The organism is Chitinophaga ginsengisegetis, from assembly GCF_900168065.1.
Lineage (GTDB): Bacteria > Bacteroidota > Bacteroidia > Chitinophagales > Chitinophagaceae > Chitinophaga > Chitinophaga ginsengisegetis.
Window position 1 is genome coordinate 475,664 of sequence record NZ_FUZZ01000003.1, and the last position, 24,640, is coordinate 500,303.

At 45.7% G+C, this 24,640-nt stretch carries 18 protein-coding genes; 9 read left to right on the forward strand and 9 right to left on the reverse strand.

Annotated elements, in window-relative coordinates:
- The first annotated feature begins 45 nt into the window (after nucleotides 1–45).
- Complete coding sequence (locus B5Z18_RS20605) at nucleotides 46–1,476, forward strand: META domain-containing protein (protein ID WP_079471384.1); 1,431 nt, start codon at nucleotides 46–48, stop codon at nucleotides 1,474–1,476.
- Nucleotides 1,477–1,589: 113 nt separating this feature from the next.
- On the opposite strand, the gene B5Z18_RS20610 is transcribed toward B5Z18_RS20605, so the two are convergent.
- From B5Z18_RS20610 to B5Z18_RS20630, 5 genes are all read right to left on the reverse strand, one after another.
- On the reverse strand, nucleotides 1,590–2,357 hold the full coding sequence (locus tag B5Z18_RS20610) for an AraC family transcriptional regulator (protein WP_079471385.1): 768 nt from the start codon (nucleotides 2,355–2,357) through the stop codon (nucleotides 1,590–1,592).
- Nucleotides 2,358–2,479: 122 nt separating this feature from the next.
- Nucleotides 2,480–2,824 carry an IPT/TIG domain-containing protein gene (locus B5Z18_RS20615; protein ID WP_079471386.1) on the reverse strand — a complete coding sequence of 115 codons (345 nt, stop codon included), beginning with the start codon at nucleotides 2,822–2,824 and terminating at the stop codon, nucleotides 2,480–2,482.
- Nucleotides 2,825–3,073: 249 nt separating this feature from the next.
- The gene (locus B5Z18_RS20620; protein WP_079471387.1) at nucleotides 3,074–4,504 is read right to left on the reverse strand and encodes an anion permease; all 1,431 of its coding nucleotides are present in this window, start codon (nucleotides 4,502–4,504) and stop codon (nucleotides 3,074–3,076) included.
- 15 nt (nucleotides 4,505–4,519) lie between these two features.
- The gene (locus B5Z18_RS20625; protein ID WP_079471388.1) at nucleotides 4,520–5,686 is read right to left on the reverse strand and encodes a porin; all 1,167 of its coding nucleotides are present in this window, start codon (nucleotides 5,684–5,686) and stop codon (nucleotides 4,520–4,522) included.
- Nucleotides 5,687–5,837: 151 nt separating this feature from the next.
- Nucleotides 5,838–8,000 (reverse strand): S46 family peptidase, encoded by a 2,163-nt coding sequence (locus B5Z18_RS20630; protein ID WP_079471389.1) that lies wholly within the window; start codon nucleotides 7,998–8,000, stop codon nucleotides 5,838–5,840.
- Nucleotides 8,001–8,205: 205 nt separating this feature from the next.
- Between B5Z18_RS20630 and B5Z18_RS20635 the strand changes: the two genes are divergently transcribed.
- The 5 genes from B5Z18_RS20635 (at nucleotide 8,206) to recA (ending at nucleotide 13,220) form a co-directional block, all read left to right on the forward strand.
- On the forward strand, nucleotides 8,206–8,646 hold the full coding sequence (locus B5Z18_RS20635; protein ID WP_079471390.1) for a hypothetical protein: 441 nt from the start codon (nucleotides 8,206–8,208) through the stop codon (nucleotides 8,644–8,646).
- An 86-nt stretch (nucleotides 8,647–8,732) separates the two neighbouring features.
- Nucleotides 8,733–9,332 (forward strand): ribonuclease HII, encoded by a 600-nt coding sequence (locus tag B5Z18_RS20640; RefSeq protein WP_079471776.1) that lies wholly within the window; start codon nucleotides 8,733–8,735, stop codon nucleotides 9,330–9,332.
- Between the two features lie 86 nt (nucleotides 9,333–9,418).
- Nucleotides 9,419–10,906 (forward strand): RNA polymerase factor sigma-54, encoded by a 1,488-nt coding sequence (gene rpoN / locus B5Z18_RS20645; RefSeq protein WP_079471391.1) that lies wholly within the window; start codon nucleotides 9,419–9,421, stop codon nucleotides 10,904–10,906.
- Between the two features lie 10 nt (nucleotides 10,907–10,916).
- The gene (locus B5Z18_RS20650) at nucleotides 10,917–11,612 is read left to right on the forward strand and encodes a hypothetical protein (RefSeq protein WP_079471392.1); all 696 of its coding nucleotides are present in this window, start codon (nucleotides 10,917–10,919) and stop codon (nucleotides 11,610–11,612) included.
- A 597-nt stretch (nucleotides 11,613–12,209) separates the two neighbouring features.
- Complete coding sequence (gene recA / locus B5Z18_RS20655; RefSeq protein WP_079471393.1) at nucleotides 12,210–13,220, forward strand: recombinase RecA; 1,011 nt, start codon at nucleotides 12,210–12,212, stop codon at nucleotides 13,218–13,220.
- 235 nt (nucleotides 13,221–13,455) lie between these two features.
- On the opposite strand, the gene typA is transcribed toward recA, so the two are convergent.
- Nucleotides 13,456–15,264, reverse strand: a complete 1,809-nt coding sequence (typA, locus tag B5Z18_RS20660; RefSeq protein WP_079471395.1) for a translational GTPase TypA — start codon at nucleotides 15,262–15,264, stop codon at nucleotides 13,456–13,458.
- A gap of 264 nt (nucleotides 15,265–15,528) precedes the next feature.
- Between typA and B5Z18_RS20665 the strand changes: the two genes are divergently transcribed.
- The gene (locus tag B5Z18_RS20665) at nucleotides 15,529–16,527 is read left to right on the forward strand and encodes an alpha/beta fold hydrolase (RefSeq protein WP_079471397.1); all 999 of its coding nucleotides are present in this window, start codon (nucleotides 15,529–15,531) and stop codon (nucleotides 16,525–16,527) included.
- 36 nt (nucleotides 16,528–16,563) lie between these two features.
- Here B5Z18_RS20665 and B5Z18_RS20670 read toward each other — a convergent pair whose 3' ends face one another.
- Together B5Z18_RS20670 and B5Z18_RS20675 are read right to left on the reverse strand one after the other, a co-directional pair.
- On the reverse strand, nucleotides 16,564–18,795 hold the full coding sequence (locus B5Z18_RS20670; protein ID WP_079471398.1) for a patatin-like phospholipase family protein: 2,232 nt from the start codon (nucleotides 18,793–18,795) through the stop codon (nucleotides 16,564–16,566).
- Between the two features lie 74 nt (nucleotides 18,796–18,869).
- Nucleotides 18,870–19,922, reverse strand: a complete 1,053-nt coding sequence (locus B5Z18_RS20675; protein WP_079471399.1) for a COX15/CtaA family protein — start codon at nucleotides 19,920–19,922, stop codon at nucleotides 18,870–18,872.
- A gap of 186 nt (nucleotides 19,923–20,108) precedes the next feature.
- Here B5Z18_RS20675 and B5Z18_RS20680 point away from each other — a divergent pair, with 186 nt between their 5' ends.
- Nucleotides 20,109–20,564: a hypothetical protein gene (locus B5Z18_RS20680; RefSeq protein WP_079471400.1), complete on the forward strand. Its 456-nt coding sequence runs from the start codon at nucleotides 20,109–20,111 to the stop codon at nucleotides 20,562–20,564.
- An 81-nt stretch (nucleotides 20,565–20,645) separates the two neighbouring features.
- On the opposite strand, the gene B5Z18_RS20685 is transcribed toward B5Z18_RS20680, so the two are convergent.
- Entirely contained in the window at nucleotides 20,646–23,630 is a 2,985-nt protein-coding gene (locus tag B5Z18_RS20685) for a serine hydrolase domain-containing protein (RefSeq protein ID WP_079471401.1), read from the reverse strand.
- A 281-nt stretch (nucleotides 23,631–23,911) separates the two neighbouring features.
- On the opposite strand from B5Z18_RS20685, the gene B5Z18_RS20690 reads away from it, so the two are divergent.
- The gene (locus B5Z18_RS20690) at nucleotides 23,912–24,502 is read left to right on the forward strand and encodes an adenylate kinase (protein WP_079471402.1); all 591 of its coding nucleotides are present in this window, start codon (nucleotides 23,912–23,914) and stop codon (nucleotides 24,500–24,502) included.
- The last annotated feature ends 138 nt before the right edge of the window (nucleotides 24,503–24,640 follow it).

The following is a 24,640-nucleotide window of genomic DNA, read 5'->3' on the forward strand; positions in this document are numbered from 1 at the left end:
AACCTCATGACTCCTTTTGTTGTTAATTATTAAAATCTATATTTTATGTTACTTGAATTAGCAATCACCCTCGCCACCACCTTTATGGCCCCGGTACAAAGCAAACAACCACCCGCCAAAACACAGGTTATTTATGTAAAAGAATCAAAGGAACCGTGCACTGGTGTGGCTCCTATGGAGTGTTTGCAGATAAAAGGAGTAAATGATACAGACTGGTCCAACTTATATACCAATATCAACGGCTTTAAATATACCCCCGGCTACCGCTATAAGCTCAGGGTAAAAATTACCCAGGTAAAGAACCCGCCGGCAGATGGCTCTTCCCTGAAATATACCCTCACCAAAGTGTTGGAAAAAAAGAAGATCAGCAGCGCAGCTTCATCTGCTATCGCCGGAAAAAAATGGGTATTGGTGAAAATGGATAATGAAGATATTTCGGATGGCGCCATCTGGATGGAGTTCGACGCCGGTAAGAAACGTATTCATGGTAAAAGTGGTTGCAACAATATGATGGGCGCATATACCACCTCCGGCAGCAATATCACCTTTTCCAAAACCGCCGGCACCCTGATGGCCTGCCCCGACAGAGACATGATGCGCCGCGAAACCGCCTTCATGAAACAATTAGGCGATCAAACATTTCAATATGCTGTATCCGGGCAAACGCTGAACCTCGTCCAAAATGGCAATACCGTACTGCAGTTCCGCCTGGAAGAAAAAGATGGCAGCGCTTCCAATAATAACTGGGCAGCTGTTGGCAATAAAAAATGGACCTTGAAAATGATCAATGACGGAGTAATCAGCAATTCCGGTATCTGGCTGCAGTTTGATGAAGGCAAAAAACGTTTCAGCGGCAAAGGCGGCTGTAACAATATTTCCGGGGGCTATACCGCCCTTAAAAATAAGATCACTTTCACACAGGCCATGAGCACCCGCATGATGTGCGGCGATGCAGATGTAATGCGCCGTGAATCCGACTTCCTGAAACAACTCGGCGGACGTACCTTTACCTACACCGTAAACGGAGAAACCGTTGATCTCTACGAAAGCGGCAAATTGGTGATGCAGTTTACACTGGAAAGTAATGGCAACGATCATCAGGGCAACGCTTCAAACAATAACCAGTGGGCTTTCATTGGCAGCAAAAAATGGAACGTGATCAAACTGAATGACGCTACGCTAAGTAACTCCGGTATCTGGCTGGAATTTGATACCAATCAAAAACGTTTCCACGGAAAAGGCGGCTGTAACAGCATTTCAGGTGGATACAACGCCGCCGGCGATGAAATAAAATTCACACAGGGCATCAGCACCCGCATGGCCTGCCCGGATGCAGATGTAATGCGCCGTGAAGCTGAATTCCTGAAACTCATCAGTGATAATACTTTCCGGTATGATGTGGCTGATCAAACATTAAATCTCTATAAAGACGGGAAAATTGTGGTGATGTTTGGCATGCAGGATAAAACACTGTAACATTATTTTCAGATAATCCATCATAGAAAAAGCAGCAGGGTCCGGCCTTTGCTGCTTTTTTATATTTAATATCGTCCATTAAAAAGAACGCAACATCAGCAAAGTTATTTGTATCACCGCTGCATATAGCCGGTAGGACTTTCCCCGGCAAACGCCCTGAACTCGCGGGTGAGATGTGCATGATCATAAAATCCGTGGTCCAGCGCCAGCGACAATAAGTGGGGATTGGACAGGCTTTTCAGCTGCTGCTTTAAACTTAGAAATCTTACAATACGTGTGAAAGTTTTCGGAGATACGCCGGTTGTATGCAAAAAGTGGCGTTCAAAATTACGGGGACTCATATATGCCTGTGCGGCCAAAAAATTTACTGCTATGGCTCCCTTCGATTGCCTGATCTGCGCAATACTATGTTGCATTTTTCCGGAGATGATATTACCGGCCGGCAACCGCTGTAAGAGGAACTTTTCCAGGCACACTACTTTTGCAGTTATCCCCGATGCCTTCAGTAGCAATGGCTCCAGCGCCACATGCCATCCGGAAGAAATATCGCGCAGGGGAACATGATCATCCGTAATCAGTTGTAAAGGCAAACCTGTAAAACCACTCAGCCCGCCCGGTTTGAAACGGATTCCTAACAAATAGGTATTTGCATGGAAGGCAGTATCATGGAAGGTAGTCATGGTGCCTACTACAAAAGCGTTACCTGGCATTATTTTCAGCGCTCCATCAGCTGCTGCGGTGATGTCTTCACTAATATTAAAAATAATATCCGCACACGTATCCGGTAATATACGCTGCTGCATAAAATGCGGTCCACCAGCTACCCAGTAGGCGTCTACATATGTAGTCAATAGCGGATGTGGCCGGAACTCTTTATACATAGCTGCTAAATTAAAACATTATTACGAATGGCGGTTTTATACACAGCTCCGCCAATGCAAGAAAATCTTCGCATTACTATCTGTGTATAAAACCGCAATCCGCAATTTTTAATTCATCACGCTTACTTCGCTGCTACGAGCTTGGGATGATATGCAAACAACATCGCGTTGGATACATTATCTCCTACCGCAACCACTACAGGCACTGTGGTGGCTTTCTGCACAGGTACCTGCACCAAAAGGGAGTTACCATCTGCACGCAGAATTTGCGCAGGTACGTTCCCAAAGTTCACTTTATTTTCGTGCAAATCTTCACTAAAACCGTGTCCTTTAATCAGGAGGAAATTTCCTGCATGTCCTTCTACAGTTACTACTTCAGCGGTGTTTTCTGTTGAATTCGGGGAACAGGCCGTCATGGCCATAATTAACAGCATAAGGGCTGTCACAAACAATTTAAACTGTGTCATCTTTTTTTTCTTCTTTTTGGGGGGTCACAACCCTGTTACAAATAATTCACCGGGGTTAACACTATTGCAATTGCAACTCTTATCGGCAACAGTATATATTCGGTATTCAAACGGACGCAAAGGTACAATCATTCCTTCAATAAAAAAACAATCGATCAAAAAAATACGTAGAATTACGGATACGGTTATATGATTTTATTGCTTCAACACCAATTCCATTGACCCATAAAAATCTTTTCTGCGATTCGTTTACCAGATACCCAATACTTTCCACCAACCGCCGCCAATGCCTATCCAGATAAGGATAAGCACTATGCTCAGAATAAACCCGCATCTCCACCAGTCTTTCAGATCTACATAAGTACTTCCGAAAAATACCGGCGCAGGTCCATGACCATAATGGGTAAGCGTTCCGAAGATGCCACCGCAGTATCCCAGCGCCAATGCGAGCAACATACCCGGTATGCCTACAGAAATACCCACGCCTAAAAACGCGGAATACATCGCCGCCACATGGGCCGTAGCGCTGGCGAAAATGTAATGACTGTAAAAATATACCAGCACTATAATCGGGAAAGCTATCGTCCACTTCATACCGCCTACTTTCTGTTTGATCAGATCACTGAACCACGGAATGAAACCCAGGCTGTTCAGGAAACTTGCCATCATTACCAGCGCAGAAAACCATACAATGGTGTCCCATGCGCCTTTCTCCGACTTCACATCATCCCAGGTGAGCACCTGTGAAATAAGCAGGAATACCAGTCCTATCAGGGCGGTAGTGGTAGCATCTATTCCAAACAGATCTCCTGTTATCCACAGGAACAACAGGATCACAAATGCCAGCAGCATCAACCACTCGTTCCGGTGCACCGGTCCCATTTCCTTCAGCTTTTCAGATGCCATAGCAGGCGCATCTCCTGTCGACTTCAACTCCGGCGGATATATCTTATACAGTATCCACGGCACTGCAATAATGGAAATAATCGCCGGCACCACTGCCGCTGTGAACCACGACATCCAGGAGATATCAATGCCCAGGTTTTTCGCAAACTTCTGACACATGGGATTACTCGCCGTACCTGTTAAAAACAGGGAAGACGTAATAAGATTCATGTTATAACTGTTCAATGTAAGATAGCCGCCCAGCTTTCGGTGGGTGGCCGGGTCTTCCGGCATGGAACCAAAGTTGATGGCCATAGATTTCATGATGGGATAAATAATACCTCCTCCCCGCGCGGTATTACTGGGCACCGCCGGCGCCAGTACCAGGTCAGCCAAACCCAGTCCGTAAGCCAGTCCCAGCGAGCTGCGGCCAAACACACGGATAAACAGGTAAGCAATACGTTTTCCTAAACCGGTTTTAATAAATCCCCGCGCAATAAAAAAAGAAATACCTATCAGCCAGATCACTTTATCACCAAAACTACTGAGCGCCAGCGTAATTGATTTCGCCGGATCACCCGGCGCCAGCACACCCGTGATGGCCACCAGCGTAATAGCCACCACCGACATAGTGCCCATGCTTGCCGCCTTCATAATAATACCGACAATGGTTGCCAGGAAAATAGCCAGCAGATGCCAGGCTTCCGGCTTCACTCCTTCCGGCGCCGGAATAAACCAGATCAGCAAACCTACCGCGAGTGTAATTAACAGTTGTGGATACTTGATTTCTTTCATATAGACTCACATTTATTAAAACCTGCATTGTACCTGCACAATCAGCAGGTTGCTGTTATGCGTTTTTGTTCCGGGAATATCTTTGTTATACTGGTCTATCTGCATTCCTAACTGAATACGGCCACCATAATCTTTCAGAAAAGCCAGGCTGATCATGGGGATATAGGATTGCCGGATAGCGCCATTATGTTTTTTGTTTTCATCAAAATATTCATAGCGCATGGAAAACTCGATAGAGGTCAGCTTATGATAGCTGATCTTATAGCGCAAATTGGGAAGCACGTATATTCCATCCATAATATACCGGCCTACTCCTTCCCCACCGCGGATACTGTCTGGCAGGGCGTAGTAGAGCTGGTGATTGTTGCCTTGTTTGTATTCCGACTGCAACTGCAGATCCCATTTGGGCGCCAGTGGAATTACTCCGCTCACATCTACCCCCAAAGCATACACGCGCTGTCGTTTCACCGCGCCAAAGCCACCATTTAGCCCCAGCGAAAGTTTATTCATCTCTCCGAATTCCAGCCGGGCCGTTCCCAGTTTGCCGTTGTCGTTATCTGATGGCTGGTTGCGGTTGTTCCCGTTCACCACGGAAACAGCATACTTCATAGGGATCTTACTGTCCTGGTTAAATGACCCGAACATCGACACGCCGATCTGGAAGCTTTGCCAGCCGTTGCTGCCGAACGCAGCGTATTGATTGGAGAAATCCATCGACTGGATTATATCTACGGGGTACAGATCTTCCAAACCAAAAGATGGCCGGAATTGCCCCACGGTGAAGTTAACTGCATCGTTCCAACGGTAAGAGATATACGCATTTTCAAGGACCTTCCCTTTGGTATCTCCGGAAAATTCAGCCAGGTTAATCAGCACTGCTGCCGTAAAACGGTCGCTTACCTGTGCCTTGGCCTGTAAACGCGCACGCTTGATACTGAAACTGTTTCGCACTACTTCTTCTGCATTTGGTTGATGCATCCCGTTTACATCCACATCACGTACCAGCGACCCGGTATACCTGGCCTGGAAAACGCCCCCGAAAGATATCTTCTTGATAAATCCGGCTATTTTTTCGATAGAAGAATCCCTGGCGGTAGTATCTCCCGGTGGCCATGCAGATGCGCTGGCAGAAAAGACACAGACAAAAAACAGGATAGCAAGGAATAAGGTTCGTTTATGCATGCACGGTTGTTATTAGATGTTGGAAACAGCCTATGGGGATAACACCATGCAGCAAAAAAATGTTTTCAGTAAAACAGCATTAATCCGCAATAAAAAGTCCCGCACCGGGGCTACCAGTGCGGGACTTTCTGATCAAATGCTTACCAGCCGGTTATTTCACCAGTTTCAGCTCATTAATAATATTTTTTGCACCGCCCAGTCTGTCAATGCACCACAGTACGTAACGTACATCTACACAGATGGTACGATTGTACTCGGAATCAAACTGAATTTTATGACTCAGCGCTTCGTAGTTACCATCAAAAGCAAGCCCAATCAGTTCGCCGTTGGCGTTGATAACAGGAGAGCCGGAGTTACCGCCGGTGATATCGTTGGTTGTGATAAAGCCTACTACAATATCATTGCGTTTGGCATCTTTGTACTGACCGAAATCTTTTTTATTGTACAGGTCAACATAATTTTCAGGCAGGTCAAATTCATAATCACCCGGTACATACTTCTCTATTACCCCTTTCATGGTGGTTACATAGTCGTAGTGCACGGCATCACGCGGAGAATATGGTTTTACCTGGCCATAAGATAAGCGCATGGTAAAGTTGGCATCGGGATACCTGTTGGCGTTAGGATTCATCTGCATAACACCTTTCAGGTAAGCGCGGCCAAGATCGTTATTCTTTGTATTGAACTGGTTATATAACGGCAGGTATTTACCTACATAATTTTTGATGAATGCGTTGGCATAGGCGAATACCGGATCATTCTGCAGGGTTACTGCATCCGGGTTTGCTACAAATGCATTCCATTTGGCATCATCAAAAATAAACGTGTTGGCCATTAAGGAAGCAGCCCAGGTATTGTATGTTTTGTCTTCATCAAGAGGACCGTATTTTGCTTTCAGTGCATCATAAAAACCAATCGGATGTTGATCTTTGGAGATGTCTGTGTAGAACATATGACAGGTAGCTGCAAGGATTTTCTGGTCGGATGGTTTGTTTTCTCCTTCCAGGAATACTTTACGCGCTTTATCAGCTGCATCTACTGCCTGTTTAACGGCATCTTTAGGAGCACCAGGTGTTACCAGTGCTCTTTCCACGGCCGTTAGAGAAGCCGCAAAAGCCGCTACCGGGGAACCCATGATACCTTCATTCAGGTAAGTGCGTTGTTTGGCGTAGGGAGTCCATGCTTTATAGGCTGCCTCGTAGTCGGAAAGGATATTGGCAAATTCAGGTTTGCCCTGTGCCCATTTGGCAAAAGCAGCTTCCTGTTTTTGTTTATCGGCCAGCACACCGTGTTTCTGCAGTTGCTTTGTTTCACCGTCAAAAAACTTCCAGTAGTTGGCTATTCCGGCATAGGAAGATGCCAGCTGCAGTTTTACCGCAGGATCTTTCTTCATCTGCTCAAACATAGCCTTCAGTCTTACATCGCGGAGATTTACCACGGAAGGGTTTTCGATAGCAGTTTTCAGCTGTATGCCGTAAGAAGTTTCATAACGGTTGGTACCACCGGGGTAACCGAAAATCATGGCATAATCATTTTCCTTTACACCCTTGATAGATACCGGGAGGAAATGTTTTGGCTTTAAAGGCACATTATCAGCGGCATAGGCAGCAGGCTTGCCATCTTTACCGGTATACACACGGAACACGGAGAAGTCGCCGGTGTGGCGGGGCCATTCCCAGTTGTCGGTATCACCGCCAAATTTACCCACGCTTTCAGGAGGCGTACCTACCAGGCGGATATCTTTATAGCGCTCGTATACAAACAGCAGGTATTGATTGCCTTTGAACATAGGCACCACCTTCGCTTCATAGCCGGTGTTGGCAATAGTTTTAGCGATAATTTCGCCATAAACCTGTTGTTCTTTCTGGGCTCTTGCAGCGCCATCAAGTCCTTTCAGGGCGTCTTCCACTTCCTTGCTCACATCTTCCACTTTTACCAGGAATTGTACAGACAGCTGGGAAGAAGCAATTTCTTCCTGTTTATTTTTTGCGTAGAAACCGTTTTTCAGGTAGTTGTGTTCTACAGAACTGGCGGCGGCAATAGCGCCGTAGCCGCAGTGGTGGTTAGTAAAAATGAGGCCCTCATTACTTACAATTTCACCGGTACAGCCGCCACCAAAAATAACGATGGCGTCTTTCAGGGATGCTTTATTAATGCTGTACAACTGTTCTTTCGTCAGCTTCAATCCTTTCTTCACCATGTCGTTGTACGTTTGCTGCCCCAGTAAATAAGGCAACCACATGCCCTCATCTGCTTTAGCCCATTTGATACTTACGCTAAGCAATAAGAGCAAAACCAGTAATTTTTTTCTCATATTAAGTCAGGTTTTGTTTTTAAGGACCTCAAACCTAGCTAATTTTTTGTTACCGGGCGCAGGTATAAGGACCAATGGCCGCAAACATCTGATAAATATTAAAATATGATCCGGGCGTGAACAAAAAAACTGGAATATGTTTTGATAAAGGGGTACGGCCGGAAGGCTGTGCCAGTATTTAAACACACAAAAAAATCGTCGGAACATGAAAAAGATATTCTTACTGGCGGGCATTGCCGCTTTATTTGCCTGTAACGAGAGTAGCACTCAACAGGAAAAGAAAGAAGAAATAAAGGAAGACATTAAAGAAGCCGGGCAGGATATAAAATCTGCCGCCAGCAGCACGGGCGATTATTTATCCGAGCAAAAGAAACAGGCGGAAGAAGCTATTCAGGAGCGTATCCGGGAAATAGACAAAACCACGGAGGAGTTAAAGAAAGAAGGAGACGAGAAAAGTGTGGCTGCCCGGAAAAAACTGGAAACGCTGAAAACACAGATGAACAAAAAGCTGGAAGACGTAAAAAACAGCAGCGCCGATAAATGGGACAGCACCCGGGCAGCCGCCGACCAGCTGATGAAAAAATCTGATAAGGAGTGGACAGATTTCAAACAGGATTTTAAAGATCTCTTTAAGAAAGATGAATAGAAGGCTGCGGTATTGCTTCAAAATTCCACAATCCTTGTTCCTTGAACATTAATCTTGTAATTTTACCCGGCTTAATAGATTTGGATTTGCTACTTTCTTACTATCAGGAATTATTAACAGAAGCCGGCTGCGATGAAGCCGGAAGGGGATGCCTGGCGGGTCCTGTGTTTGCTGCGGCCGTCATTCTGCCAAAGAATTTCAGACATCCGTTGCTGAACGATTCCAAGCAGATGAAACCGGCAGACCGGGAAAAGCTGAGAAAGGTGATTGAAAAAAAAGCAGTATGTTATGCCGTGGCAAGTGTAGATAATGTGGAAATAGACAAGATAAATATACTGAAAGCTTCTTTCAAAGCTATGCACCTGGCGTTGGAGAAGTTACAGCAGCAACCTGAATTTATACTGGTAGATGGTAACCGTTTTTATGCATACGGCAATACACCACACGCCTGCATTATACAAGGCGATGGCATATATGCCTCTATTGCAGCAGCTTCCATCCTGGCCAAAACCTATCGTGATGAATATATGCAGCAGTTACACGCCACATATCCACACTTTGGCTGGAATGAGAACAAAGGATACCCTACCAGGCAACACCGGGATGCCATCCGGGAATTTGGCGATACGCCATTTCACCGCAAAACATTCCGTTTGTTGCCGGAGCAGCTGGAACTGGATTTATAGCTTTTCGTTATCTAAAAGCTAAATGCTGACAGCGAGTCGCTCTGTTAACCTTATACTTATTAATTTTGCCCTGACAGGGAATAATTATGTTAAAGCAGACACAACAGCAGAAATTATTACAGAAACTTTCACCCCAGCAAATTCAGCTCATGAAATTGCTGCAGGTACCTACTGTGAACCTGGAAGAAAGGATCAAAGAGGAACTGGAAGAAAATCCGGCATTGGAATATGGCGAGGAGGCTGGTGAAGACGAGTTCAAAGAACAGGAAGAGTACGAAGCACCGGCGGAAGAAGATGAATTTGAACCCGACGGCAGTGAAAATGAGTACGACAATATCGATATTTCTGAATATGTAAGTGAAGGAGATGATGATGTGGCAGATTACAAGCTGCGTGATGATAACTATCCTGATCCGGACGAAAGCAATAAAACCATCCCGATCAGGGTGGAAACATCTTTCCATGAACACTTATTGAGCCAGCTGGGCATGCTCGAGCTGGACGACCATCAGAACGCCATTGCTGAACATATCATCGGCAGCATAGACGACGACGGTTACCTGCGCAGGGAAATCAGCTCTATGGTAGACGATCTCTCCTTTTCGCAGAATATTGACACCACCGAAGAAGAAATCAACTCCCTGATCAAAAAGATCCAGGACTTTGATCCGGCAGGCGTATGCGCCACCGATCTGAAAGAATGCCTCTTACTCCAGCTGAAACGTAAAGCACAGGACGATCCCGGCGTACACAACGCCTACCTCATCCTCGAAAACTACTTCGACGAATTTACCAAGAAGCACTATGAGAAGATCCAGAAGGCATTAGGCCTTTCTGACGAAGGGCTGAAAGAAGCCATTACCCAGATCATCAAACTCACGCCTAAGCCAGGCGGCAATTTTGCTACGCTGAATAAAGCGGAGAGCTACGTACTACCCGACTTCTTTATTTTAAACAATGCCGGTAAACTGGAACTTACACTGAATTCCCGTAATGCTCCCGATCTGCGCATATCCGGCGGTTACCGCGAAATGCTGAAGGAGTACGACCGGGGCGACAAGAAAGATAAACGCCAGAAAGAAGCCGTACTGTTTATCAAACAGAAAATTGATGCTGCCAAATGGTTTATAGACGCCATCAAGCAGCGGCAACATACGCTGTTATCCACTATGGAATCTATCATGGATTACCAGCGCGAATTTTTCCTTACGGGAGATGAAACCACCATGAAGCCTATGATCCTGAAAGATATCGCGGATCGTACACAACTGGATATTTCTACCGTAAGCCGCGTGGCCAACAGTAAATATGTACAAACCGAATTCGGTACCTTCAAACTGAAATTCTTCTTCTCCGAATCCCTGTCTACCGACAGCGGCGAGGAAGTATCCACCCGGGAAGTAAAAAAGATCCTGTCAGACCTCATTGAAGCAGAAAACAAACGTAAGCCGCTCAGTGATGAAAACCTCACAAAAATGCTGCAGGATAAAGGATATAACATTGCCCGCCGTACGGTGGCAAAGTACAGGGAGCAGCTGAATATTCCGGTAGCCCGTTTACGTAAAGAATTATAAGAACCACACCATGCAAGAACAAGCTGTTTTAGACCGGAACGGAAATATACGTTTGGAGCCGGAGTTTCCAAAGGCAATGAAATCCCTGGCACTGATCATTTCCTATCTCTCACATCCGCTGTTCATTCCCCTGCTGGTAACATTCCTGGTGCTGGAATCTATTCCGGAATACATGGTAGCCTTTAAGCCGCTGAGCAAAAGGTTTGCCTTCGACATGCTGTATTTCAGGGTAGCTATTATCAGTATCGGGTTTCCGGTGCTCACGCTTTTACTGGCCAAGGCGCTGAAATTTGTTTCTTCCGTTCATATGAAAACCCAGCGCGACAGGATCATTCCTTATGTGGCCATGATCACCTATTACTTCTGGGCGTTTTATACTTTTCAGCAGGAAGGCAGGGCGCCAAAATTCTACACGGCGTTTTTCCTGGGCGTGTTCCTGAGTGTTTCCATCGCTTTTGTTAGCAATAATTTTATAAAAACCAGTATGCATACCGTAGGCTGGGGCGGCGTGATAGGTCTTTTACTGTCGCTGATGTGGGGAATGCATATGAACGTCTCCATACCACTGGTTATTACTTTCTTTGTAGCCGGTATTGTGGCTACGTCCCGCCTGGTACTGGAAGCGCATGAACCGCGTGAAATCTATATTGGTTTCCTGATTGGGATCGTTTCGCAGCTGGCCGCTTGCTGGATACTTGTAAAATAGGCATTTCACCATTCTATCCCTGCTCCCCTGCCGGTAAATGCTGAAATAAGTCAGCCACCAGCCAGGGATCAGGGAGAACAACATATTAGAATGGCGATAAAAAAAATTTTGGGGTTTAACCTTGACCGCTTCACCGTTTCTTCCTCACATGGATGCAAGGCCGCAAGGCAGGCTAACAAACAATTTTAACAAACAGTAGGGGATTAACTTCAACAACTAAACTTGACAGTACAAAAGTGAAACTTTCTGCGCTGATACTCAAGCGTATAACTACGCTTTTTAAAAATGCAGTAGAATTCTCACTTCCTGCGGATAATTATTTTTTTGAGGTTTTGTTGTTACGCATATTCAATGCGTAATGGGTTCGCATCTTTGTTATGCCATTGCGGGTTAACCCTTTTAAGATCTTAAGAATAAATTTTTTTTGACAGGAAGTTCTTGAACAGCACGGAAAAAGATTACTATTTTATTTAGCAATTAAAAGAAAATGCTAAAATATTTAGGAAAATAAAAATTTAGATCATAACTTAGCAATCCAATTAATTTGCTTTCTAATTGTGATCAGCTATCTATTAAATTTGTAAAAACATTACTTATATGTCTACAGCCAATGCAGAAAAACTGAAGGCCCTGCGCCTCACAATGGACAAGATTGAGAAAGATTTCGGTAAGGGATCTGTGATGATGATGGGGGAAAAAGCAGAAGCGCCGATGGAGATTATTTCCACGGGTTCCCTGGGCCTTGATATCGCACTTGGAATTGGCGGTTTACCAAAGGGAAGGATCATTGAAATATATGGACCAGAGTCTTCCGGTAAAACAACCATCGCCATCCATACAATCGCTGAAGCACAGAAAAAAGGCGGTATTTGCGCCATTATAGATGCGGAGCATGCTTTTGACAGCAGCTACGCAAGAAGACTGGGAGTTGACGTGGATTCCCTGTTGATTTCACAGCCGGATCATGGTGAGCAGGCACTGGAAATAGCAGATCGCCTGATCCTTTCCGGAGCAGTAGATGTAGTCGTAATTGACTCTGTTGCCGCCCTGGTACCAAAAAGTGAACTGGAAGGTGAAATGGGTGAAAGTAAAATGGGATTACAGGCCCGTTTGATGTCACAGGCACTGCGTAAATTAACGGCCACCATCTCCAAAACAAACTGCTGCTGCATCTTTATTAACCAGCTGCGTGAAAAGATAGGTGTTATGTTTGGTAACCCTGAAACTACCACCGGTGGTAATGCGTTGAAATTCTACGCATCTGTAAGGCTGGATATCCGCCGCATGAGCCAGATTAAAGATGGCGACGAAGCAATCGGTAACCGTGTGAAAGTGAAAGTAGTAAAGAATAAAGTAGCACCGCCATTCCGCCAGGCAGAATTCGATATCGTTTACGGTCAGGGTATCTCCAAAACGGGAGAAATCATAGACATGGGTGTTGAATATGGCGTTGTTCAGAAAAGTGGTAGCTGGTTCAGCTATGACACCAATAAATTAGGCCAGGGCCGTGATGCAGTGAAACAACTGCTGAATGATAACCCTGAACTGGCAGCAGAAATCGAAGCAAAGATTAAAGTGAAGATTCAGGAAAAACAGGATGCCGCTTAATATTGGCTGCTATTGATTTGAATAAGCATTGAATTGAAACTTAGTATTTAAACATACATAGAAGTTAGTTTTAGTTTTAGTAAGCATTGGGTTAGTATGCACATCCCTGCCTTATCCTGGGCGGGGATTTTTTTGCCCGGGAGTGAAGTCCCCCCTCTACTTCCTCCAAAAAACAAAGCCGCCCCGTAAAACGGAGCGGCTTTGTTTTTCACTATTATCTTACAAACAAAGGCAATTAAGCTTCTGCTTTCATGCTCTTAGCTGATCTCTTACGTTCTTCCTCATCCAGTATAACCTTACGCATACGGATAAAGTTAGGAGTAACTTCAATACACTCGTCATGCTGGATGTACTCCATACATTCTTCCAGTGTCATCAGTATTTTAGGTGCAATGTTAGCAGCACCATCGGTTCCGCTCGCACGCATGTTGGTCAGTTTCTTACCTTCATTCGGATTCACCACCAGGTCGCCCGGTTTGTTGGTTTCACCAATGATCATACCCTTGTATACTTCTTCTCCCGGATCAACAAAGAAAGATCCTCTATCCTGCAGCTTATCCAGAGAGTAACCGGTAGTAGTACCAGCTTCCTTGGCAATCAGCACACCGTTATTACGGCCTGGGATAGCACCTTTCCATGGTTTGTAATCATTGAAACGGTGCGCCATTACTGCTTCACCTGCAGTAGCAGTAAGCATCTGTGTACGCAAACCAATCAAACCACGGGAAGGAATTTCAAACTCCAGATGTTGCATTTCACCCTTGGTTTCCATGATCAGCATCTCACCTTTACGACGGGTTACCAGGTCAATTACCTTGCTGGCAAAATCCTGCGGAACGTCTACCACCAGGGTTTCGTACGGTTCGCATTTTTTACCATCCACATGCTTCACAATTACCTGAGGCTGACCAACAGTCAACTCATAACCTTCACGACGCATGGTTTCAATTAATACCCCTAAGTGCAGGATACCACGACCATACACCATGAAGCTATCAGCACTGTCAGAATCCATTACACGCAGTGCCAGGTTCTTTTCAGTTTCCTTCATCAAACGGTCACGCAGGTGACGGGAAGTAACAAACTTACCATCTTTACCAAAGAACGGAGAGTTGTTAATACCAAACAACATGTTCATGGTAGGCTCATCCACACTGATGATTGGCAATGCTTCCGGCTCTTCTGCATCAGCGATAGTATCACCAATGTTGAAACCTTCAATACCAACTACCGCGCAAATATCGCCGGCAAATACTTTAGTCACTTTTCTCTTACCTAACGCTTCAAAGATATACAGCTCACGCACTTTCTGCTTCTTGCTGGTACCATCTGTCTGCATCAAAGTAACCCACTGTCCTTCTTCAATAGAAGCACGGGCCACTTTTCCTACAGCAATACGACCCAGGAAAGAAGAGTAATCCAGTGAAGTGATCTGCATCTGCAGGTTACCTTCCGGAGTTTTTGGCTGCGGAACATATTCCAGGATGCCATCCATCAACGGAGAAATATCTTCACTCTGCTCTAATGTACTGTTGAACCAGCCATTTTTACCAGAGCCATAAAATGTCGGGAAGTTCAGTTGTTCCTCTGTAGCATCCAGATTAAAGAACAATTCAAAAACTGCATCGTGTACTTCATCAGGACGACAGTTAGCTTTATCTACCTTGTTGATAACAACAATAGGTTTCAGATTCAGCTGCAAAGCCTTCTGCAACACAAAACGGGTTTGTGGCATAGGACCTTCAAAAGCATCTACCAGCAGGATAACACCATCAGCCATTTTCAATACCCTTTCTACCTCACCACCAAAGTCGGCGTGGCCCGGAGTATCAATCACATTGATTTTGGTTCCCTTGTACTCAACAGATGCGTTCTTGCTGAATATGGTGATACCACGCTCTCTTTCAAGATCGTTACTATCCATGATCAGTTCGCCTGATTCCTGGTTAGCCCGGAATACATTAGCCTGATGAAGGATTTTGTCAACCAAAGTAGTTTTACCGTGGTCTACGTGTGCAATAATTGCGATATTACGAATGTTCATATACTTAAATCTTTAGCTATCAGCCATTAACTAAATTTACGCTAATAGCTACAAAAAGAAGGCGCAAAGGTACGAAAACATAGCGAGAATGAGGGTGTCACGTTTTAAATAAATGTAATCATTTGGTCAGCCCGGAAATCGCTCTTGCAATAGGTTGGTTATCATTGATTTACAATTAATTATATCCAAATATTGCAAACAAATAGTTTTATGGCGTCAATTTTGTCCCACCCCATTGCGTTTTAACTGCTTAATACCGCCTTCATGAAAAAGAAATTATATATCCTCGCCATCGTCTGCCTCTCCCTCATCTCCTCCCGGATATATGCACAAATACCAGCCCAGGATATCACCCTCTCCGGATATAAATACCCGTTCCCGGTGCATTTCCTGAAATTACAAATACAGGGACAGGCCCTTCAAATGGCCTACATGGATGTTCAACCCTCCCGCCCCAATGGCAAAACAGTTGTACTCCTCCACGGCAAAAATTTCTGCGGCGCCTATTGGGACAGCACCGCAGCAGACCTCAGCAATAACGGATACCGCGTTGTCATCCCGGATCAGATTGGCTTTGGTAAATCCTCAAAACCCGAACACCTGCAATACAGCTTTCAGCTACTGGCGCAAAACACCAAAACATTGCTCGACTCCCTGCACATCACCAAAACAGCAGTGCTCGGCCATTCAATGGGCGGTATGCTGGCCACCAGGTTCGCCCTGATGTACCCGGAAGTAACCGAGAAACTAATCCTGGAAAACCCCATCGGGCTGGAAGACTGGAAAGTGAAAGTACCTTACCAGTCAGTAGATAAATGGTACAAAGCAGAATTGCAACAGAACTATGAGAAGATCAAACAATATATGATGGACAGCTACTACGCCGGCAAGTGGTCGCCCACCTACGATAAATGGGCACAGCTGCAGGCCAGCTGGACCAGCAGCCCCGACTACTCGCTGGTGGCCTGGAACTCCGCCCTCACCTACGATATGATTTTTACCCAACCGGTGCTATATGAGTTTCAAAATGTTACTGCCCCCACCCTCCTCATTATAGGACAACGCGACCGCACCGCTTTAGGCAAAGCCAATGTCCCGGAAGAAGTGCGCAAAACAATGGGGAATTACCCTGAACTGGGAAACAATGCTGCGAAAAAAATTCCACACGCCACACTCGTTCCCATTGAAGGTGTAGGACATCTTCCCCACATTGAAGCCTATACGAAGTTCATTGCTCCCCTGCTGAAGTTTTTGCAGGAATAACAGGAAATTTATTTTAATTAAACACCGTGAATAATGCTATTCTTCCAGCAGCTTCACCACATACTCCAATGCACTCTGATTGGCAGGATTATCCAGTGCATGCGCAATATCCAGTTTCTCCCGGGAGGTAAGATGCCACGACAAAGCCGCCGCCTTGTCCTGCTTTTGCGGCACATACTGGAAAATCACCCGGTGAAACTTCTCCGGGAAATATCCTTCCATGTAGTTCAGTAAATCATCTTGGTCAAAATCCTGCATGGCGCTCCAGTGCTGTTGCATGGTAAACAACGGCTCAAACAACAGGTCGCTCAGATCCTTTGTTTTCTTGATAGGGGAAATATCATTTTTGCGGGTGTCGCGGATCTGGATATATATCACCCCGCTGGTATTTTCATTGATCCATTTATTAAATGTATACAAATAACGCAACGTGGTTTGCTGGCCAAAATTATCGCGGATACCGGCATCCATCACATCCACAATAGGATTACTGGGCAGAAACGCATTCGGCAGCACATAAGGAAAAGTTGCACACATACGGATTGCGCTGGTTACACGCAGATCCATCGCATCCTGCGCCGCAAAGTATTGCCCGAAATCCACGCCGTCGATATCCCTTACCTGCCGTGTGGGATACTGATACTGCGGGCTGCACAAATAACTGATCGGCTGCGGGGAAATCATTAACCGGCGCCCGTCTGCATTGATGGTAGCATTCCATATCAGCATAGGAATTTCTGCATTGGCTTCCGGCGCATGGTAATCTTTCAGCGTTTTATCCAAAGCACTGTCTGTATGCTCATTCAGCTGCATTTCAAACGCATAGCCCCTGTCTTTTGCGTAACGATTTTTCCCGATGCTGAAACTTCTCCAGGGCGTAATAAAATCATTCACTGCCATAGCCGAAAATACAGAATTGAGTAAATCCTGCGACACCTTCTCGGCATAGATATTATCAGACAGGCGGATAGGCTTGCCCTGCTGCTGTTCATAATATAGCTCCCGGAAATAACTGGCGCCCAGCATACCACCGGAAGCGCCGGTCATGAGCACGGTATGCTTCATCAACCGGCCTTGCAGCATGCTGTCCAGCCGTTGTAATACATTTACGCTCCAGGTGGCCGAACGGCTGCCGCCGCCGCTGAAGTTCATCACAATGAGCGGGGGCTTTTTCCCCGCCGGAAATTTCTTTCTCCAGTTCTCTAATATCAGTAAGGTTTGTTTCTTATCCGCTTCATATTTCTCCCGGGTAAAAAATTGTTGCAAAGCCGCCACACTATATTCGGGACGCGCTTTTTTGTCCCGGTAATTCAGGCCGTAAGCCTTATTGCGGTTATCTACCCAGTTATGTTCCACCATCCAGTTCAAACCAAACAACATCACCAGCAATATGGGAATAGACCAGGTTTGTAGCATATAGGAAAAGGCACCGGCCACTCCAATGAGAAATGCGAAAAAAATCAACACACTGGCACCGGCCGGAATTCTGAACATATCGTAATCCATCATGTAAGCCAGTATCACCAGGAAAACCAGCGAGCAGCCCACGGTGATCATGGCCGCAAAGTGATGTTGTTTAAGGATGCTGTCGAGGTAGTGCTTATTGTAGTGATCTACATTCCTCGCCCTTCTGATGCGCCAGGGCGTGGAGAAATAATTATGAACGGGCAGTGCATTTTCGTCGGGGTCCTGGTTGGGTTTCAGGATCATCCGCAGGAAATTACGCGGATTACCGAAACGCTTTTCCAGGCGGCGGCCGATATTTTTATCTGCATTAAAAAAATAAAAAAAACAGAAGAAGAAGATAAACAATACCCCACAGATAAACCCTTCGCCCAGCAGCATAATATCCGGAACGGTGTTGAGCTGTTCGTAACGCTGGTATTCCCATCCGCGGTAAAGCATGCTGAAAATGAATATCAGCGGGATGATAGCATTATTAAGACAATACCTGAAAAATGGCTGGGAAGTGGTGGCCAGGAACTTAAACCGTCCGGTATGCAAAATGAAGGTGGTAATTTGCCAGCTCATGATAAACATGCCGGTGGCCAGTCCCAGGATAGTAGTACTGTAGAAATTTACTTTGCCCAGGTATTCCGGCGCCAGGTAAAGTGCATCTCCGCCAAACACCTTGGCAAAACCGCCGTTGATGGTGCTGAACAGGATCACCCAAAAAATAAGTAATACCTGGTACTTCCTGAAATGCAGGAGCAGCAACTGTATAGGGAAAGAATAGTAAGTTTTTATCAGTAATAACTTCACCTTCATCAGACGATTATTACGAATAAACCTACGGAAAATTTACGGATTTATGGCTGCGGGAATTTGGTCCGGGCGGAAAATCAATTCCCGTTTCTAACGCCCCTGCTAAGGAACAGGGTCCAGATCAGCGACAGCATCAGCAACATTCCCACGCCCTGGTGCAAAATTCCATAACTCACAGGAATCTTCACCTGGCTGTTTAACAGGGTCAGCACGCCCAGCAGCACCTGCAGCAATACCAACAGCAAAGGCAGGTAACGGATGGCGTGTAACAGGCTGTTTGCCGGCGTTTGCGCTGCTTTCCACCACCAAACAGCGATGAGGATAGTGATCAGGTAAGCCAGTCCGCGATGTATAAATTGAATGGTTATCGGGTTATGCGCAATATCTGTAGCAAATCCACCCTGGGAAAACATGCCGGCGGGCACCCAGGAACCATTGATATCCGGCCAGGTGTTCGCCACCAGTGCGGTATGTAATCCGGCCATGAAGGCGCCGTATACCAGTTGCACTACCAGCAATACCAGCAACCAGATGTTCAGTTTGTATAAAGCGGGAACTTTTAATATTTCTATCGGATGTACGCTCAGTTTCAGCGCAAACCAGAATACATATGCCAGCAATACCAGCGCAGATATAAAATGAATAGCCAGGCGGATATGGTTAACATACAAATTTTCTTCATTCAGGCCACTCTTCACCATGATCCATCCTATCAAGCCCTGCAAGCCCCCCAATACAAACAGGATGATCATCGGGTTAATCATACTCTTGTTAATCTTCTTCTTAATAATAAAGTAGATAAACGGAATGATAAACACAAATCCCATCAGCCTCGCCCAGTCACGATGCAGCCACTCCCAGAAAAAAATGAACTTAAAATCCGATAAGGTAAAGTGATTATTAACATACTTGTACTGCGCTATCTGTTTATAGCCATCAAATGCTTTCTGCCAGGCGGCTTCATTCATTGGTGGGAAAGCGCCCAGCAGCGGCTGCCATTCAGTAATGGACAGGCCCGAGCCGGTTAAACGGGTGATCCCTCCCAGCAATACCTGAACTATCAACATGCCCACGCCTATATATAACCAGATAGCCACGGGGCGGTTATTTTTTATTGTAACTGCTTCCATAAACGCTGCAAAAATAGGGAATGAATGCCGAACAAGCGGGCTAAATACTCACATTATTTTAACAAAGGCGTAATGTTCCGTTAATCCGCAAGTCGGAGCTTTGCATTGAAAATTTAAACGGCACCATTGTATTAGCTAATACCGCCCTAATTAAAAAAAAGACGAACACATTAAAAAAATAATGTCATGAAACACTTACGTTTTGTTGTTTTAGCACCCAAAGTAGCTTTGTTGGTATTTGTTACTATCCTCTTTCCAATTTTACATGCTGCAGCACAGTCAAAAACCTTTGCTTATAATGCAGCACGACTGGCAAAAGAAAAACCTGTACCCGAAGCTCCCATCGAGGCTTTCAACGTACACATCACACAATTGCAAAAGGATCAGCTGTTATTCCAGCTTTCTGTGGATAATCCTTCCAACGAAAAGCTGACGCTCTACATAAAAGACAATTTCAATAACACGCTGCACCGCGAAACACTGCCCGCCACCCTGCGCTTTGAAGCACGTTACAACCTCGGTTCTCTCGAGGATGGAGATTACACCTTCGAAATCAGAAGCGGCAAAAACAAACTGGCAGAGAAAGCTATTGCCATAAAAACGCAAACCATGATCAACAGGAGCGTTTCCGTATCAGAGTAGTCCCGCATCGCATAATTGAAAAATGAAAAGAGGTGGTATCCGTTAAACGATACCACCTCTTCTTTTATTATCCGTTATTTCTTATTTGCGGGCAGACTCATACACCGCTTCAAACATTTTCTCCCGGGTATGTAACGCCGCTATTTTCGTATTAACGCCACCGTTAGGATACACCCGGTTGCTCAGGAAAATAAATACCAATCCCGATGTTGGGTCAGCCCATACACAGGTACCGGTATAACCGGTATGCCCGAAAGTAGCCGCAGAAGCGCTCCTGGCCGGGTATGGCTCCCGCCGGGTGGCATTGTCTTTTTCCGGCTTGTCAAATCCCAGGCCACGACGGCTGATATTGCTGTTATAGGCCGTAAACAACTTCACCGTTTCCGGCTTAATATATTGTACGCCATTGAAAGATCCTTTATTCAGCAACATCTGCATAATTACTGCCACATCATGCGCATCGGAAAATAATCCGGCATGCCCCGCCACCCCGCCAAACATAGCGGCGCCGGGGTCATGCACATCTCCCCGTAATAACTGCATACGGAAAGAATACTCGCGCTCTGTAGGAACAATCTCCGACAAAGGAAAACGCGTTCTCGGTAAAAAGCCGGTGGTAGCCAATCCCAGCGGTACGTAAAACGTTTCACGCACATACTCATTCAGCTTCTTACCCGTTAATTGCTCTACAATTTTTCCCAGGAAAATAAAATCACAGTCGCTGTAAACATAACCCTGCCGGGGCGACAACTTACTGTCTAATATCCTTTGCCACATGGTATCAACATAGCTGTTTTCCATGTACATCTGTTCTGCCACGCGGATGCCGTGCGTAGCATCGGGACTGCTGTGATATAACACCGTGTCGGGCTGCGCATTGTTGTAAAGGGTTTCTTTATAAAAGGGTATAAAAGCTACCAGTCCTGCCTGGTGCAAAAGAATATCGCGGATCCGTAACCCTGCTTTATCAGTGCCCAGCACCTGCGGCAGGTATACGCCCAATGTGGCGTCCAGGTTCAGTTTCCCTTCGTCATATAACCGCATCACCGATAACGTGGTAGCACATACTTTGGTTACCGAGGCCAGGTCATAAATAGCCGTTGGCGACACGGGTTCCTGTTTGTTGTATTCGTAATGACCGAAGCAACGGTTATAAATAATTTTTCCATCCTTCAGGGCAAGCACCTGCGCTCCCGGCGCTGCGCCGCGGGCAATCATATCGTTAGCTAAACCATCGATCTGCAGCAACGCCTGTTCATTAATGCCTGCTTCCTTTGCAGTGGCTGTGGGCAATAAATGAAACTTGTTCACTTCATAAGTGATGCCGGTGCCGGAAGGTAAATCCGGGCAAACGGTTACCGGTAATTTTCCGGAGGGGCCCAGCTGCCCGAAAAGCAGATCTGCAGCCGCTCTCTGGGTAGTGCTGTCATCTTCATAAGCAGCCACCAGGTGAGGCGCATCACAGAAATACTGGATCGCATACGGGTTACCAAAAACAACAGTTACTGAAGGCATTTCCGATTGCAGCTGACGGATAATCAACCGTTCCGCCATAGACAATCCAAAGTTTCCTGCGGGCCGGCGGCTGTAGTCGTGCAAACTGATAATAACCGCCTTGTAGTCGCGCTGGATGCGGGATACAATAGGTGCAATCTGTTGTACCGTTTGCCGAGAAGTGAAAATAAATGCGTCCGTACCGGGTTTATAATTCTTCACGGTTTCCAGGAAAGTGTTGCTGGCATCCGCTCCAACAGCAATCACCGCCAGCTTTTGCTGGGTCATGGCCGGTGAAAAAGGCACCAGTTTTTTATCGTTGCGTACCAGGGTGATCGCATTTTCCGCAATACGTTTACGTAAAAGATCTGTTTTGGCGTTGATATCTTCCGCCAGATGATCGGTATTGATATGTTGCGGCTGCCACAGTCCGAGGTTGTATTTGGCGCGCAGCACTTTTTTCACACGTCCGTCTACTTCTTCCTGGCTGATCTTACCCGCTTTGATCGCTTTTTTGATGGCCGTTACACTGCCTTCAGCGGTAGAAGGAAGGATCATCAGGTCGTTGCCCGCAAGCAGCGACTGTAAGGATTCCTGTCCGTTGGTATAAAATTTTGCGATGCCTTTCATTTCAAGTGCATCGGTTACAATCAGTCCTTTAAAACCCATTTCATCTTTCAGTAGTTTGGTAACGGCATTATAAGAAATGGAAGTAGGCGTATTTGGTTTTTTATCGATAGATGGAATATAAAGATGGCCGATCATCACAGATTGCACACCGGCGGCAATGGCTTCGCGGAAAGGATACAGCTCCAGCGAATCCAGCTGGGCGCGCGTTTTATTGATAGTCGGCAGATCCAGGTGCGAATCCACGTTGGTATCGCCATGACCGGGGAAGTGTTTGGCGCAGGCCATAATACCGGCGTCCTGCATGCCTCTTATGGTAGCTACCCCCATGCGGGCTACCTGGTATTTATTTTCTCCAAAGGAGCGGTCGTTGATTACGGGGTTGGATGGGTTGTTATTCACATCCATGTCCGGCGCAAAGTCGATATGAATCCCGAGACGGCGGCATTGTTCTCCCATGAGCTTTCCGGCATCATAGGCCAGTGCGGTATCCTGCATGGCGCCTATCATCATGTTCCGCGGCAGCGAAATAACGCTGTCGAGGCGCATGCCGAGGCCCCATTCGCCATCGATGGCCACCAGTAAGGGTACTTTGGAAATAGATTGATAGTAGTTGGTAAGATTGGCCTGCCGTACCGGGCCACCCTGGAAAAAGATAATTCCTCCTACTTTATTATCCTGTATATCTTTAATGACGGCATTAATATGGTCCTGCCCGAGATTGGAATGCGCCCGGATCATAATAAGCTGGGCAATGCGTTCTTCGGGGGTAAGCGACTGAAACACACTATCTGCCCACTGTGAGGCTTTGTCCTGCTGTGGCGTCACCTTTTGTGCGGTCACTTTTTTATGCTTCTTCTTTTCCTTAAACACCAGGGGCGCTGAGATGGCGCTGCCTGTCATCATTAGGCCTGTAAGTCCTGCAACCAATAATTGTTTCCTCATGTCATAAACTTACAAATATTCATGCGTAAATCCAGAGTGACAGCCCTGAATATCAAAGAATTACTAATAATAATCATATGATTTTGTCAGATCCAAAGTATTTCATTAAATTAGAATACCCTGTTGAAGATATTTTACGAATTCTGGTAAAAAATTAAAATGTGTTTACTATTTTGTCAGAATATTTACATTTAGTTTAATCAATCGTAATTTTAATTACCAATACATTCATCTGTTTCTTATATTTGCAACCTTGCGAGTAAAGTAGATTTTAATAAAACATGGTCAATCTCATTTTATTTGGCCCTCCCGGTAGCGGCAAGGGTACACAAAGTGCTAACATTATCCAGAAGTACGGACTTATTCATCTTTCCACGGGCGATTTGCTTCGCAGCGAGATCGGTGATAAAACGCCACTGGGTCTGGAAGCCAAGAAGTTTATGGATCAGGGCCAGCTGGTACCGGATGAAGTGGTGATTGGCATGATCAGTTCCAAACTGGACGCTAATCCTGATACACGTGGTTTCATTTTCGACGGATTTCCCCGTACCACTGCGCAGGCAGAGGCGCTGGACAAGCTGCTCGCACTGAAAAAAACTTCTATTTCTACCGTTCTTTCACTGGAAGTACCGGAAGATGCGCTGATTAAACGCCTGCTGAACCGTGGCTTAACCTCCGGCCGCAGCGATGATGCCTCTGAAGATGTAGTGAAAGCACGTATCGTGGAATACCATAGCAAAACGGCTCCTGTGGCTGATCACTATGCCAAATTCGGCAAATTCAAAAAAGTGAAAGGCGACGGCACCGAAGAAGAAGTATTCGAACTGCTCTCCAAAGAACTGGATGAACTGGTAGGAGAAAAAGTGCAGTAAGCGGAATCCCGCTGTGATAAAGACTTTTAGCATCTTATTATACAACGCAAAGATTGTAAGTAAAGAGCTCCTGGCACATGATGGTGCTAATTAGCTCAAACTTCACGATCTTTGCGTTTTGTTTTTCTGTGGTAAGGG